The organism is Paenibacillus sp. FSL P4-0184, from assembly GCF_038004625.1.
Taxonomy (GTDB): Bacteria; Bacillota; Bacilli; order Paenibacillales; family Paenibacillaceae; genus Paenibacillus_AQ.
In genome coordinates this window covers 2,141,245-2,156,200 of sequence record NZ_JBBORN010000001.1, presented here as the reverse complement: position 1 = coordinate 2,156,200, position 14,956 = coordinate 2,141,245, and the positions used below count along the sequence as shown (strand labels likewise).

Annotated in this window: 16 protein-coding genes and 1 tRNA gene; 1 reads left to right on the top strand and 16 read right to left on the bottom strand. The window is 42.6% G+C overall.

Features of this window, described 5'->3' with window-relative positions; translation table 11 throughout:
- Nucleotide 1 precedes the first annotated feature (1 nt).
- The 12 genes from rplI to rpsF form a co-directional block, all read right to left on the bottom strand.
- Nucleotides 2-448 carry a 50S ribosomal protein L9 gene (gene rplI / locus MKY52_RS09305; protein WP_042193036.1) on the bottom strand — a complete coding sequence of 149 codons (447 nt, stop codon included), beginning with the start codon at nt 446-448 and terminating at the stop codon, nt 2-4.
- Entirely contained in the window at nt 445-2,451 is a 2,007-nt protein-coding gene (locus MKY52_RS09300) for a DHH family phosphoesterase (protein ID WP_042193037.1), read from the bottom strand. Before MKY52_RS09300 ends, rplI begins: the two co-directional genes overlap by 4 nt.
- Nucleotides 2,452-2,462: 11 nt before the next feature.
- Entirely contained in the window at nt 2,463-3,380 is a 918-nt protein-coding gene (locus MKY52_RS09295) for a DUF2232 domain-containing protein (RefSeq protein ID WP_076298104.1), read from the bottom strand.
- Between the two features lie 6 nt (nt 3,381-3,386).
- Nucleotides 3,387-3,689, bottom strand: a complete 303-nt coding sequence (locus MKY52_RS09290) for a MazG-like family protein (RefSeq protein ID WP_170880353.1) — start codon at nt 3,687-3,689, stop codon at nt 3,387-3,389.
- A 213-nt stretch (nt 3,690-3,902) separates the two neighbouring features.
- Nucleotides 3,903-4,328, bottom strand: a complete 426-nt coding sequence (locus MKY52_RS09285; RefSeq protein ID WP_042193039.1) for a CBS domain-containing protein — start codon at nt 4,326-4,328, stop codon at nt 3,903-3,905.
- 193 nt (nt 4,329-4,521) lie between these two features.
- Nucleotides 4,522-5,562, bottom strand: coding sequence for an LCP family protein (locus MKY52_RS09280; RefSeq protein WP_179085792.1), 1,041 nt, complete (start codon nt 5,560-5,562; stop codon nt 4,522-4,524).
- A gap of 316 nt (nt 5,563-5,878) precedes the next feature.
- Nucleotides 5,879-6,823, bottom strand: coding sequence for a D-alanyl-D-alanine carboxypeptidase family protein (locus MKY52_RS09275; RefSeq protein ID WP_341051006.1), 945 nt, complete (start codon nt 6,821-6,823; stop codon nt 5,879-5,881).
- A gap of 74 nt (nt 6,824-6,897) precedes the next feature.
- A complete protein-coding gene (opp4A, locus tag MKY52_RS09270; protein ID WP_341051004.1) occupies nt 6,898-8,628 on the bottom strand; it encodes an oligopeptide ABC transporter substrate-binding protein in 1,731 nt (576 codons plus the stop codon).
- Between the two features lie 194 nt (nt 8,629-8,822).
- A complete protein-coding gene (locus MKY52_RS09265; protein ID WP_341051002.1) occupies nt 8,823-10,772 on the bottom strand; it encodes an endonuclease MutS2 in 1,950 nt (649 codons plus the stop codon).
- A gap of 551 nt (nt 10,773-11,323) precedes the next feature.
- The gene (rpsR, locus tag MKY52_RS09260; RefSeq protein ID WP_036651767.1) at nt 11,324-11,596 is read right to left on the bottom strand and encodes a 30S ribosomal protein S18; all 273 of its coding nucleotides are present in this window, start codon (nt 11,594-11,596) and stop codon (nt 11,324-11,326) included.
- Nucleotides 11,597-11,617: 21 nt separating this feature from the next.
- Nucleotides 11,618-12,124, bottom strand: coding sequence for a single-stranded DNA-binding protein (ssb, locus tag MKY52_RS09255; protein WP_036677780.1), 507 nt, complete (start codon nt 12,122-12,124; stop codon nt 11,618-11,620).
- Between the two features lie 48 nt (nt 12,125-12,172).
- Entirely contained in the window at nt 12,173-12,457 is a 285-nt protein-coding gene (rpsF, locus tag MKY52_RS09250) for a 30S ribosomal protein S6 (RefSeq protein WP_036677776.1), read from the bottom strand.
- 215 nt (nt 12,458-12,672) lie between these two features.
- Here rpsF and MKY52_RS09245 point away from each other — a divergent pair, with 215 nt between their 5' ends.
- Nucleotides 12,673-12,870: a YjzC family protein gene (locus MKY52_RS09245; RefSeq protein WP_042131720.1), complete on the top strand. Its 198-nt coding sequence runs from the start codon at nt 12,673-12,675 to the stop codon at nt 12,868-12,870.
- Nucleotides 12,871-13,251: 381 nt separating this feature from the next.
- Here the strand turns inward: MKY52_RS09245 and MKY52_RS09240 are convergent.
- From MKY52_RS09240 to MKY52_RS09225, 4 genes are all read right to left on the bottom strand, one after another.
- A tRNA-Ser gene (locus MKY52_RS09240) sits at nt 13,252-13,342 on the bottom strand.
- 43 nt (nt 13,343-13,385) lie between these two features.
- Nucleotides 13,386-13,598 (bottom strand): DUF951 domain-containing protein, encoded by a 213-nt coding sequence (locus MKY52_RS09235; RefSeq protein WP_042193044.1) that lies wholly within the window; start codon nt 13,596-13,598, stop codon nt 13,386-13,388.
- On the bottom strand, nt 13,598-14,626 hold the full coding sequence (locus MKY52_RS09230; protein ID WP_341051000.1) for a mechanosensitive ion channel family protein: 1,029 nt from the start codon (nt 14,624-14,626) through the stop codon (nt 13,598-13,600). The genes MKY52_RS09235 and MKY52_RS09230 overlap by 1 nt, the downstream gene beginning before the upstream one ends.
- 15 nt (nt 14,627-14,641) lie before the next feature.
- Nucleotides 14,642-14,893: a DUF3343 domain-containing protein gene (locus tag MKY52_RS09225; protein WP_042193047.1), complete on the bottom strand. Its 252-nt coding sequence runs from the start codon at nt 14,891-14,893 to the stop codon at nt 14,642-14,644.
- Nucleotides 14,894-14,956: the final 63 nt, after the last annotated feature.

Sequence of the window (14,956 nt, the reverse complement as noted above, 5' to 3'; positions counted from 1 at the left end):
GTTACTCCTCCGTTACCTGAACCTTAAGGGTAGCCTTTACTTCAGTGTGTAGTTTTATACTTACTTGAAATACTCCCAAATGACGAATCGGCTCTCCTAGCTCAATCTTGCGCTTATCGATGGAAATGCTTTGAGTGGAAGCTAGCGTTTCAGCAATTTGTTTGCTCGTGATTGCACCGAATAGACGGCCGCCTTCACCTGCTTTTGCTTTCATAGTAAGAGTAAGCTCATCTATCTTCTTGCCCAGTTGCTGAGCTTCTTCTTTTTCGTTATCTTTACGGCGTTGTTCAGCAGCTGCTTGATTCTCAAGCGTCTTCACATTGCCTTCCGTTGCCGGACGAACTAAACCACGTGGTAATAGGAAGTTCGAAGCATAACCTTCGGATACCTCTTTAACCTGACCTTTTTTACCTTGACCCTTAACATCTTTTATGAAAATGACCTTCATTCGAATAAACCCTCTTTCGATTCGATTTCAGCCAGCACTTGCAGCAGTCTGGCTTCTGCTTCTTTACATGTTCCTTCTAGCTGTACCGCGGCGTTCGATAGATGCCCACCGCCGCCCATTTTTTCCATCACGACCTGTACATTCATACGCCCAAGTGATCGAGCACTAATGCTTATCAGGCCATCTGGTCGCTCACTAATGACAAATGAAGCGACTACGTTCGTCATCCCAAGTAATGTATCCGCAGTCTGAGCGATAAGTAGCTGTGGAATCTTCATACCTGGTGCCGTAACGACCAAGGCGATTTGATCATAAATCATACGCGCATGTTTGATAATTTCGGCTTTTGAAATATACTCCTGTAAATCCTCTTTCAGCATACGCTGAATAAGAACGGTATCCGCACCATTTCGGCGCAGAAACCCTGCAGCTTCAAATGTACGTGAGCCTGTATGCAGTGCAAAGTGCTTCGTATCTACAGTAATTCCCGCTAAGAGCATTGTAGCATCCAATGGACTAATCTTTACCTTCTCATGGATATATTGAAGCAACTCTGTCACCAGCTCACAGGTTGATGAAGCATAAGGCTCTAAATAGACAAGTACAGCATCGTTGATGAACTCTTCGCCTCTACGGTGATGATCCACCACCACAATTCTACTCGCATATTGCACAAGCCGCGGTTCCATTGTCATAGATGCCTTATGGGTATCTACAACAATAAGCAGTGTATGCTCCGTCATCACTTGTAAAGACTGCTCCGTTGTGATGAACGACTTAAACAATTCATCATCTTTACGAATCTGCTCCATCATGTTCGTTATGGAAGGATTAGGAGTCTCCATCACAATGCTAGCCTCTACATTATACATCTGTGCGGCTCTTAGAAGGCCAATCGCAGCACCAACAGCATCGATATCTGGTGTGCGGTGGCCGAGGATCAGCACACGGTCGCTCTCCTGCATTAAATCACGCAGCGCATGCGCAATGACTCGTGCCCGCACTCGTGTACGCTTCTCCGCAGCATTACTCTTTCCACCGTAGAAAGACAACCTCTGGCCTGCTTTTACAGCAGCCTGATCTCCACCTCGGCCGAGCGCCATGTCCAAACTTGATTGTGCTAAGGCACCTAGCTCGCTTGCAGAGTCCGCTCCAAATGCCATACCAATACTTAGTGTCATAGGCACTTTAAGGTCGGCTGTCATTTCCCTAATCTCATCGAGAATAACGAATCGACTTTCTTCCAGTGCTTGCAGACTACGATGATTAAGTAGCATTAGATAACGCTCAGACGACAGACGACGCAGATAAACATCAAACTGTTTACTCCATTCGGTGATCTCACTCGCTACCTTAGCGATCAGAGAAGTACGCTGTTGATCATCCATTCCTTGAGCAGATTCATCTAGATTATCCATCATCACTATGCCAATCGCCAGCTTCTCATCCTCATAACGTTCACGTAGCACCACAAGCTCAGTGATATCATACATGTAAAGAATACGTTCACTTGGAATAATGACAGCTTGGTAAAATCGTTCATCCACAGTGAGCTCAAGGCGAGTGTCATGCAATACGCCTTCTTTGTGAACATCCCTTTTTCCCGATACATTCGTCGTAAAAAAAGACTGCATATCCGGCAGCAATTCCAGTAGCGGTTCCCCAACTAAAGACTTGCGCGCAAAAATATCACCAGCATAGCGGTTATTCCATTCTACTGTTCGATCTTCGCTAAACAGAATGATTCCGAGGGGCAGCATACTCACTGCTTCTCCCTCCACTCGCTTAATACGAAAAGTTAATCCATTAATATATTCCACCAGATTACGGCGGAACGAAATTTCCGTCTTCAGCATATAGAAGCATAATGTACCTGCCAGAAACAGACTAACGACCCCAAGAGCCCAGTTATAAATACTAACAATTATAATAAGGGCCAACAGCAGCATGAACGCCCATACGGTATGATAGCCGTGCCAGCGTCTTTGCAGAAATTTAGGCATGAACTCTCACCCTATCGTTTCGATTTCGTCACATACTCCCGCAGTGGGAAAGCAAGATCAATAATACCGATAATGCGTAGCGGCGGCAGCAAAATGACCGGTATTGCTAGCAGAATGGCAACCATCTTGTTCCATTTGCGTTCATGCGCCAGGAAGAAGAAAAATCCAATCGCCTGAATCATAAAGCCAATTCGTAGCAACGGCAGTAGATTGGCAGAAATCATGAGGATGTAATTATTCTCTGATCCTGAGAAGAAGAGCTGAAGAACCACACCAATCAAATAATACCAAATAAACGATCTCGAAAGTCTCCATTCACGAGCAGGCTTCATCTTAGGCACTGCATAATTCATACTGTTCAGAATCGGACGAACAATAGAATGCGTAATGACAGCTATCATAAAAGAGCTTACGATTAGAGTCATTGGGATCATTTGAACCGTCATATGACTTAGCTTGTTTACATCCTCAGTCGTAAATCCAAGATCAGTAAACAGTGGATTAGCAGTACCAAGATCAGACAGAGGCGAGTTAACCATCTGCAGCACATCGTTCACATAGTTAGACAAATCAAAGTTAAATAACGCCGTACCGAGTAATAAGAGTAACAGGAATTCTCCAAGAATCGTAACCGTACCTGCAATCACGGTAGATACTGCTGAAGCATGTCTTTTATACCAACGTCCCATAACCAGAGCAGGTATTAAGAAATACGCCGCGATCAGCACATAAATAGGTGTAATCAGACCAACAATCAGCAACACCGGCAATACGTGTAGAACGAATTGTTTGGTGTTCAGCGTAGTGAATAACACTACTGCCGGAACAATCATAAATAGGGTAGTGATGATGAGCAGTGGAGTCGTTAAACTAAGCAGCAAAAGTAAATATACTACGCTCCAAGCCACAGATGACCAGCGAAATTTCAACAGTATTCACCTCTTACGCATATGTTCTTCTAAAGCAGATATATCTTGATACCATTCTTCCAGTTGATGCCCTTCCTGCTTATGCTTTCTGAGCTTCTCGAGTAGCAAGTCATCTAATTGACGATAGGGAATCCCTAGTCTGCGGCCCAAAATATAAGAGCTCATAATCAAACTAGCCAGGCTGTCGCCCACACGGGTAGTACTGCCTTCCCATAACGCTTTAAATAACCGTGAAACTTGGTCAATCACTTCTGTTTTTAACCATTCAATTACCTTGGCGCGTTTAGCGACATCCAGATCCTTCGGCACATTGGACACGTCTCTCTACCTCCGGCAAAAAGCTTTATTCTCCATTATAGCATAAAAAATTCCGTGTCACACAAGGGCGCCCCGCGCACCTTAAGTATGCTTCAACAAGGGATGAACTAGTACTTCTTACATTTTTAAAAAAGACCTGCTTTCCGTTATCGCCGGAAATACAGGCCTTGTTCCGATTGCTTCTATTACCGCGAATAAATTGGGCTATAATGACTCTTGAGATTGTTTTGATACAAATTTCTCACAATATTCTATGACTTGACTCCGGCGAACGATGCCAATAAACCGGTTCATATCATCGACTACAGGAACAAAGTTCTGTACCTTAGCCAAATTAATCAGATCTTCCATATCCGCATCAATCGAGACAGGTCTGTTATTCATCCTCAACGGCAAATCTTTAAGCAAGAATTTTGAAGCGTTCTCGAAAGTAACCTTGCCCTCGGATTCCTTCATATACCAGAGCAGATCACCCTCTGTAACCGTACCAGCGTATTCTCCATTTCGGTTCAGAATAGGGACAGCCGTATAACGGTGATACTCCATCCTCTCCAACGTTTGGCGTAGCGTTGAATCGATCGTTACGCAAGCGACTTCCTGTTTCGGAAGTAAAAAAAATGCAATATTCATCTCTTGATCCTCCTCAAAGAGTTCCGAAGGAATTACGGTTCTTTAACTTCCTTTTACTACCATGCAAAATTATTAATACGTGGCAGCTTAATAATCGTTCCAATACATTATAGCATGAAGACAGTAAGCAGCAGCCATAAGAATGTGAATGGCTGCTGCAATTAATTATATGAGTTTGAACTCCACTTTAGAATTATTGCGTAACTGCTGTTGATTTAGGCTCCAGTGCATTACTTGCTTTTCCCGGCTCAATTAGTTGATCTACAGGTGTTGCTGCACTCATCCAGTTGTCGATCATCGCCTTAGCTTCACTCAAATCCTCTTCATCAACGATATCATAGTAAACACCATCCATACGTTTACCTTCACCCATAACTGTGAAGCTTGAGATATCCATGCCTTTTCCGCCCATAAATTTTTTGGCTAGACTAATGATCATCGAAGGCTCTATATCGGTTTTGAAATTATCTCCCATAATATCCAGCAACTTCGGAATGTTGCCAATTTGACTGATCGATAACATTTTATTCGCTACAACATCAATAAAAACCTGTTGGCGTTTGGTACGGTTAAAGTCACTATCCTCACGATAACGCGTATAGTTCAGTGCTTCTTGTCCGTTATAAAGCGACTTTCCAGCTTCAATTGTAAACTTTTCATGATCCTTACCCTTGTTCACAATGTCTTTCTTAATCGGCAGCGGAACGCCTCCAATAGCATCTACAGCATCCTTGAGTCCTTGGAAATTTATTGTCGCATAATATTGAATATCATGACCAAGCAGAGCTTCTAGAGAATCCTTGGCCATCTGTTGCCCCCCAAAAGCATAGGCATGTGTAATCTTATCCTTTTTATTATCCTTATGACCTATAATTTCCGTATACGTATCACGCGGAATAGAAATGAGCAGGATCTTATAGTCCTCAGGCCGAACAACAGCGTACATCATGGTATCTGAACGTGCCGTTTCATTATCACGTTGATCGGTACCTAAGAGCATAATTGAGAACGGATCGCTCTTGTACACAACCGGTTCTGGCTTAACCTTATTATCATCCTTAAGCGGCTGGTAAGATTCTTCCTTTAGCTTAGTTTCAACCCGATCAGACAAAAAGAGGTCGAAGGCTAATACAGCCAGGGAATTACGAAACAGAAAGCCTCCCGCTATAATAACAACAAGAACAATGAGGGCGATATATCTTTTCTTTATTTTTTTCATCTTTGATTCCTTCATTTTTGATTCCTTCTTTATTGTAGAATAATTGCTTGCCATATATATAATGCTTCCTGAATCTTTATCAGGCAGTCATGACTTTATTTCTCACGGCGATCAACTGACCCTTATTCCATTATCTTATTGTCCCCCCTTTCAAGAAATTCAGGTCATTCAAAATTATAGAAAAAAAGTTTTTTTGCGGTTCTAAAATAATGTGCACTAAAACAATATTTCTATTGTAATCACTAAATGGATAAAAAGAAACCACAAATAACGACATGAATAGGGAAAAAGCACCAAACCAAGTAATAAATACTGGTATGGCGCTCCGACTTTAGTTCCTAATTCTGAGCGGATTCATCATATGTTTAACCCGATCTCCGGATTGTAAACCACGGAAAAATCCGTAATCAAATAATTTTGCTGCCCCTTCAAATCGGCTCTCATAAGTCTTTGCCCCCATAACGACTGCAATAAGCCTATGCCCATCCCGCTGAGCCGAGCCTGCAATACAGTACCCTGCCCGGTTATTATGTCCAGTCTTTAAACCGTCTGTACCCTCATAAGCGTAAATGCCACCCATAGCTGGCAACATGAAATTGCTATTACTTACATATAGCCCCTTATTCTTCAAATGCATTTGTGTACGGCTGGAAATATTAAGAATATCTGGATGATGAAAGATTAGTGCGGCAGCCAATTTAGCGGTATCACGAGCTGTCATCATAGTCTCACCGCTGATATGCATATTCGGATCAGTGAAACCAAGATCCTTACCTGATAGTCCCGTTGCATTAGTAAATATTGTACGAGAAGATAAGCCTAGACTATGTGCCTTGTCGTTCATCATGAGCACAAAAGAGGCTTCTGAACCAGCCATATACTCAGCCAATGCAACAGTAGCATCGTTGGCAGAATAAATAGTGACTCCTTCGAATAATTCTCTTATAGTATAGAATTCTCCCCGCTTCAATGAGAGACTTGTGCCGCCCATTTTACTTGCATAGGCACTAATTGGGACTCTATCCTCCCATCTAATCATTCCAGAGGAGATTTGATCCAGCACAATCATTTCTGTCATTAATTTAGATACACTGGCCGGTGGCATGGGTACATCACCATTAATATCCACCCATATATCTCCGGTATCCATATCTAGAAGCACTGCTGATTCCGCGTCAATATTCGGTTTAAAACCAAGCCCAGTTGGCCTCCATACCGCAATTAAGACAACGACTAATACAGCTGCGATTGTCCCCACTACTATCCGTCTCTTCATCGTCGTCATCCTCCATACTATATATGACGAATGAAACTACAATTTGATTTCACTTTTCACAAAAAATTATTATTTTATTTTTCGTCCTCTTCCTTAATCCACCATTTATAAGGATCTATAATCGTACTCATAGAATTCACACGAACGCCCTGTAGGCGCTTATTTACTGGAACTATCGCTTTTCGTTCGGCAAAAAAGATCATAGGTACCTCTTCATTAACCAGCTTCTGCCACTCATAGTATATTTCTTTACGATAGTCCATATCGTATGCCTTCATACTTACGCCTTCACGAATCAGCTCTTCATTCCGCTCGGAAGACCAACGGGGATAGTTCCATAGATCATTTTCTCTCCATAGACCTGTTGGATCGGGATCACTGGCTAGCCCCCATACTCCGTAAAATAGTTCGATAGACGGATCATCGGCTTCCACTGCGTCGTAGAAAGCATGAAATTCCTTTAATGCTCCACCGTTTAGCTGTACATCGAGTCCAACATCACGCCAATTTCTTAAAATGGCATTAGTACGTAGCTCTGCTGTTTGACTGCCTAGCATAGAATCAAAATGGATCATCAGCTTCTGGCCCTTTGGGTCTTCCCGTAATCCGTCACCATCTAGATCCAAGAACCCAGCAGCATCCAGCAGTTCCTTGGCCTTTGTAGGATTATACAGATAAGCATTAATCTCAGTATCAGGGATCTTCGCCCAGCTAGTGCTAGATATAGGAGTCTCTACAGGCTCAGCTAGACCGTGGGAATATGCTTTGATGATCCCTTCACGATCTAAAGCATAATACATAGCTTGCCGTAATCTTTTGTCTTCAAATTTAGGATTATCCATTACGATGGTCTCGGTTTCCGTATCCCAATGCCCGAATTTAAAACCTATATATTCATAGCCTAGCTCAGCAGTTTGCAGGATGTTAATATTATCCAGTTCTTTTAGATCATCATAAGCATCCCGAGGGGCTGACTCTATGTCAATCTCTCCTGTTTGAAAGCGTTCAGCCACTTCCTTATCGTCAAATGCCTTATACACTATCCCATCCAATAGCGCTTTGCCCTTGTAATATTGATCAAAACGTTTCATTTCTACCCTCTGGCCAGGCTGAATATGTTCAACCTCAAAAGGGCCAATACCTATAGGAGATTTTCGCATCTGGTCACTTTCAGGCATATCTTTAACAGCAATTCCAGTATAGTATTTTTTATTCATCGGATAGGGCCACAGACTATCGATGGTGTTTACCCGTGCAGCAGTTACAGTTATTTTCAAAGTATAAGGATCTATAACCTTCAATCCGGATATGCCCTTCGCTTCTCCCTCATGATAGGCCTCTGCACCCTGAATCATTTCAACACTATAATAATGCGAGCCCGTATAATCTGGACTAGCAATAGTTTCAATTGCGAATTTCCAATCCTCTACCGTTAATTCATCACCGTTATGCCAACGGATTCCCGGTTTAATTTTAAAGGTAAATACTTTATGATCATCAGATTCCTGCCAAGAGGCAATATTAGGAACCGTCACTAGTTCATCATTTACCTGAAACATCGGCTCAGTAATAAACTCCAGCACATGAAAATCATCTTCACCTTCATAAAAAGCAGGCTCAAACAAACCCGTAAATGGTGAGGAGAATCCGTAGGTAACTACTCCACCAGCTTGTGGCTTATCGTCTACTATATTATGGCGCGAAGATAATGGATTACTGCTAGAAGTTGTTCTACTACATGCTGACAATAGAGTTGCCATCACGAGCAGCGTTAACAACAACCTGCATATTTTCTTATTATTCATGTGTTTCTTCCCTTCTCTAGTTGAACGTATATCTACATTTAAGTTATGGAACATAAATATTTTTACTGTAACAAAGTTTTATGGTGGTTACAATAACTTCTAAGCCCTAGGCCTTTACTCCTGCTTGAAATTCACTTATTTCGTTATATCTATAAAAAAAGACCTGTCTCGTGGACAGATCTTCATTGAATCTATTATTCATCTCTGTGCGTAATCGTTAAACCCTCAACATGTTTACGCTGCATCAACTTGCGCTTTTTACGTGTATCCTTACTCTCAAAAATAATATCAAAGTCATATTCCTCCGGGTATAGCTCTTCTTTTGAAAGATAGGGCTTCAACCGCTTATGGTTAATTTTCATTTTTTGCTTCTGGATCATCACCCCAACCATTCCTAAATGATCTCTCTTCTCATATACGATCCCTGTCCGGCCGAGTGACGTTACCACAACTGCATCTCCAATTTCAAATTGAATCAGCTTCTCCTTGCTGCGGTCAGATGGAGCAGCCTCTTCTTCTGCATTGCCATGTTCCTCTACTGGAAGTGCAGCATATTCCTGTTCTCCATCTTTGCTGAAAAGATTTCCCCATGCCTCTCCACTGCCTTTCTGTAGCCTTTGTTGCTGCGCCTCTACGATTTCCCATGATCTCTTAATAACGTTATCCTGTATCCCCAGCTTTTTAGCGATCTGCAGAGCGTAACTTTCCCCCGCTTCTCCAATCGTCAATCGATACAACGGCTGTAGCGTTTCTTTATCAAATTCCATTCGCGCATTTTGAAAGCCCGTCGTTGCGGCTGCAAAGGCTTTTAGCTCATTAAAATGTGTAGTAACAATAATATTCGCCCCTTTACGGCTCAGCTCTTCCAGAATCGCGATAGAGAGCGCAATGCCTTCCCCTGGATCCGTACCAGCCGCCAGCTCGTCAATGAGCAGCAGCACCCCCTTAGATGCATCTCTCAACATTCCCTCAATACTCTTCATTTGCGCCGAGAATGTGCTGAGTGATTGTGCCAGACTTTGTCCGTCGCCAATTACACTGATTACATCCGTAAAAATAGTGAATTCGCTACCCTCATCGACCGGAATCAACAGCCCCGATTGAGCCATGATCGTCAGCAGCCCTAGTGTCTTAAGGACCACAGTTTTACCACCTGTATTTGGGCCTGTAATGATGAGGGATTTATACCCCTTACCAACCTCCAGATTGATCGGAATCATCCCCTTCAGCATGGGATGCCTGCCTCCATTCATCTTTAGAAAGCCTTTCGCATTCAGCGTAACAGAAGATGCCCCCAGTGTTCGTGCATATTTAGCTTTAGCAAAAATAAAATCATACGTGCCCGTAGCCTCAATATTAAGATGCAGGGCAGCCTGTTCCTGTTCTACCAAGCTAGTCAGCATGCTGAGGATTACGGCTTCTTCTCGCGCCTCTTCACCCAAAAGTAAATCAAGCTCAATTTGGAGAGCAGCGATCTCGTCTGGTTCAATAAACACCGTCTGTCCACTTGTGGATTGATCAAGCACCGATCCTTTTATTTGTTTATGATATTCCCGTTTTACGGGGATAACGTAACGCCCACCTCGCTGACTATAAATATTCTCCTGCAAAATCGATTGATGGCGTGACATAATTCCGTCGATTTTTTTATGAAGACGTTCTTTAGCCACTACAATCCGTTTACGAACTCGCTCTAACCCCTTGCTTGCTCCATCATCAATCGCACCAAAACGGATACAACGATCAATAGCCTCCCTCACGTGATTTAACTCCATCAACGAAGATGCATATGCAGCAATCCGTGGAGCACTCTGTTCTTTAGAGGCCATATATTTGCGCAGTTGACTACAGCTCTTAAGAAATGTAGCAACCGCAGTGAAATCTTGCTCACTGTACAAATATCCAGTCCCCATTAATGACATGATCAACTCAATGCCTTCTAATGAAGGAATGGGTACACTCGATCCTCGTTCCAGCAGTTCTTTAGCTTCAGAAGTTTCCTCCATTGCTCTTTGAATCGTCGGCAAATAGGTCATTGGCATAAGCTCTTCTACAGCTTTTTTTCCTACATAAGATACTGCGTGGCGCCCAAGCTCTGTTTTAATGATTTCGTATTCCAGCGTGTTTAGACTTTGTAAATTCACAGCAAATCCTCCTTCAAATCTCTATTGGTTTGGACCTAATTCTCCATAACGCAAAGAAGGGCAAAGAATGCCACTATGGCAGTCCTTGCCCTTCTTTTTTATACTGATGCCCTCTATCGTCCTAAGGCCCCGAAATGAGAACAGGTACCGAAAAACAAAAAAACCGTGCAATAAGAGCACGGTTAATTACAAAGAGAACAACAGCCGTAAAGAGGCCATTTGACGCTTCGTGTGTTCTTAACTAAATCATCCACCCGTAAGGAACAACAGACTGCTGCGTAATACGAACTCAAATAGAGCACGTAATCGCCTCATGACGAGCCTGCTAAAGCCTTCCTAATCAAGTGTTATGAAATTGCTAGTTAAGAACGGTCACCGACATCAAAATTTCCCCTTTAGTTATAGGATAGCTGTAATTTAACATAATAAAGTTCCAACGTCAAACGATTCAACGCCCAAATAATTCGATTTCATGCTTACCCTACTATTAATGCTTCCTTTTCTGCATACAAAAAAAGCAGCCGGTTTCCCGACTGCTTTTATAAAACGTCCTATTCCGTTGTGTAAGGAAGCAACGCGATTTGACGCGAGCGTTTTACAGCAATGGTAAGAGCGCGTTGGTATTTTGCACTTGTACCTGTTACACGACGTGGCAAAATCTTTCCACGTTCGCTGATGAACTTCTTAAGAAGTTCGGTATCTTTATAATCAATGTGAGTAATCTTGTTCACAGTGAAAAAGCAAACTTTTTTACGCTTGTTGCGTCCACCACGACGTGCCGGTCTTTTGTCGTTGTCAGCGCCTTCTCTTGGTTTAAAAGCCATATTCTTTTCAGTCCTTCCTAATTAAAATGGCAAATCATCATCCGATATATCAATCGGTTTACCATCGCCCGAAAAAGGATCTTGAGTATTGTTGTTACGCGAGAAATTATTGTTGTTATTTCCGCGTCCAGCGTTACCACCGCCACCATATGCTGGCTCTTCAGGCATACTACTTGCACCACTTGAAGTATTTCCACCTTCACGGCTCTGTGAAGATTCCAGGAAACGAACATTATCAGCAATAACTTCAGTTACGTATACACGTTTGCCTTCGTTATTCTCATAATTCCGCACTTGGATGCGTCCTTCCACTGCTGTCAGACGACCTTTGCGCAAGTAATTGGCACAGGTTTCTGCTAGCTGTCTCCAGGTTACAACCGGGATGAAGTCTGCCTCACGTTCACCGTTCTGGCCCGTAAAGTTACGATCTACGGCTAGCGTAAATTGCGTTACGGCAACACCAGCGGGAGTATAACGAAGTTCCGGGTCACGGGTCAACCGTCCGATCAAAATGATACGGTTCAACAATTCTGGTCCCCTCCTTTAGAGCGATTCATTACAAAGCTTGTCAAGATCTTAAGCAACGTCGTTCGTAATGAGATAACGAATAACTTCGTCAGAAATCTTCATAAGACGTTCTAATTCAGTAACTACTGCAGGTTCTGCATTGAAGTTAACCAAAACATAAACGCCATCACGGAATTTCTTGATCTCATACGCAAGACGGCGTTTACCTTGCACTTCGTGCTTTGTAATTTCCCCGCCATTGGAGATGATGCCTTGGAATTTATCGACTGCTGCTTGAACGGCTTCTTGTTCAATGTCAGGACGAATAATGTACATCACTTCATATTTGCGCATAATTTTCACCTCCTTATGGTCTGAGGCCCCTAATCACGTCAGGAGCAAGGAACGAGCACAAACATAGACTCGCACCTGATTAATATACCAAAATGAACAGCAGAGTGCAAGCAATATTAATACAGGACAACTCCTCCCCCTCTTTTTACATGAAAAAATCACTACCTGCGCACAATAATTACGAATTCATCTACACTAAAAAAGGAGGAATAATGATGGGTGAGAAAACGGAATATGAAGAAGGCGACAAGGCCCCCAATCCAGGCATGTACACAGAGGTAGGCGAAGCGCGAAGCTTCCATACTGAGATTTCGAATCCACAGCACATTAAAATGGAAAAAGGGGACACCTTCCCTGAGACCACCAACAAAAATCGAAAGTGGAAAAAGGTTGAAAAAGCACGGGTACATTAATTCAAGCATATTTAAAAAATAAATGTGTATAAAAAAAACGACATTACACATACTATACTCAGGCAGTACAAAAGAGAGGTGTGGTTCCGTTGGCCGTCGTAGACGAACACAATCACAGGAGATCTGATTCAGCATCTATTGTAAGCTGGGAAGAGTAGTGGGTTATTGCCTTAAAAAAGCATTAGCCTCAGCAACGCCTAAATCACTTTAGTCGCTATAAACAGAGAAATTCCAACATCATTGATGTACTGCCTCCTGAAGAAGGACCCGAAAGGGCCCTTCTTTTTGCGTTATATATTATCCTGTATATCGGCTATTATAGACACAAAAAAACCTCCGTTACAGGAACGAAGGAATCATTAAATGTTATATATGCTGAAGTGGCGGAGAGGGTGGGATTCGAACCCACGCACGCTTTGACACGCCTAACTGATTTCGAGTCAGCCCCCTTGGGCCTCTTGGGTACCTCTCCGCAGCAAAAATAATTGTATCATGCAGACATGCCATTTGCAAGCTTAATTATTGTCTGTATTTTCCTCCGCAGAGCGCAGTACCTTCTTCATATTCTTCTCGAATTTAGCACGGGGAATCAGAACACTATGCTGACAGCCTGTACATTTAATTCGGATATCCATCCCCATGCGAATGATTTCCATCTCATTAGATCCACAAGGATGCTGCTTCTTCATTTGCACTATATCCCCAAGCTGAAAAACTTTACGTTCCACTATTCTTCCCCCTCTTCTCCTTCTTGTGTAGCTGCAATTTGCCGTCTTGATCCAGTGTTTGCCGACCCTGTAACTTCTAGTGCATGTTCTGTTTTCGCAAGATCTATTTCAGCCTTCGCCTCTGCCTCTGCTTTCTTACGTGCTTCTTCTTCAGCTTGAGCTAGTTCCAGCATGCTCTGTTTCTCTAATGCCTGCTTTATGTCGTTCTGAATTTGTCTTTCCGCTGCATCTCTTGCATTAGGAGCACAGCTGGCAGCTATACGAATCACATATTCCGAGGTACTCATGGACTGTATTCCGAGCACGTTAGGGTAAGCAAGCACATTGGAGTTACGTTCTTCTATTCCTTTTAGCGCCTCGCCAATTAATCCTAACGTGGCTTCCAAGCTTCGCTCCATTTTAACAGGAACATCAACTACAGCCAATGCATTGGAAAGAGAATAGTTCGTCACATTCGTAATTAGTCCATTAGGGATAATAAATACTTCTCCGGTTGCACTTAACAGTCTTGTTGTTCGCAATCCGATTAATTCTACAGTCCCTTTATAAGTACCTGTCTGAATTACATCACCAACCGCAAATTGATCCTCCAAAATAATAAAGAACCCTGTAATAACATCCTTCACCAGACTTTGTGCTCCAAAACCTACTGCCAGACCAAGTACACCTGCTCCGGCCAACAAGGGTGCTAAATCGAAGTGGAACTCTGAAAGAACGAGCATGATCATCACAAAATTACAGATAACCGTTACTACATTTTTCATCAATTCCCCTACCGTAGTAAACCTTCGTGTGTTAGACAGAATTCTGCCACCCGTTTTACGTTCAAGCGAACGATCAATAATATTAGAAACAATCTTAATAATAACCCTAGTTAAGAGAAAAATAATAAGAATTCGTAGTCCTGAGAATAAGACATCGGCCCACATATCAGCATCGGTAAACCAATTCCACACCTTATCTTTAAAACGCAAGGCATCTTTTACAGCATCACCGGGAGTAGTAGCCTCTAATATCCACCTATTCATATTGTATAGTCCTCCCTACCTCTCAATCAGTATGTAGTTCTCGTTGTGTTTTCCGTAGATACCGCGTATTTCGATATTCTGTTCCGTTACTATCCTTTGTACCTCTTCCAGTGCACTTTGATAAAACTGAATCGATATCGCGCATCCTGCCGTGATCTCTTTCGGGGTTGGAAATATATCAATTTCAATTTCCGCATACTCAAGCAGCATTTCAGCACGAAGCGCCTGCTGGGTAGAGTCAAACGCGATCAACATCTCTTCCTGCATATACGTTACGCCTCCCATAGGTTTATCGTCCTATCTCTTGCCGCTGTAGTATAAAACCCCTCT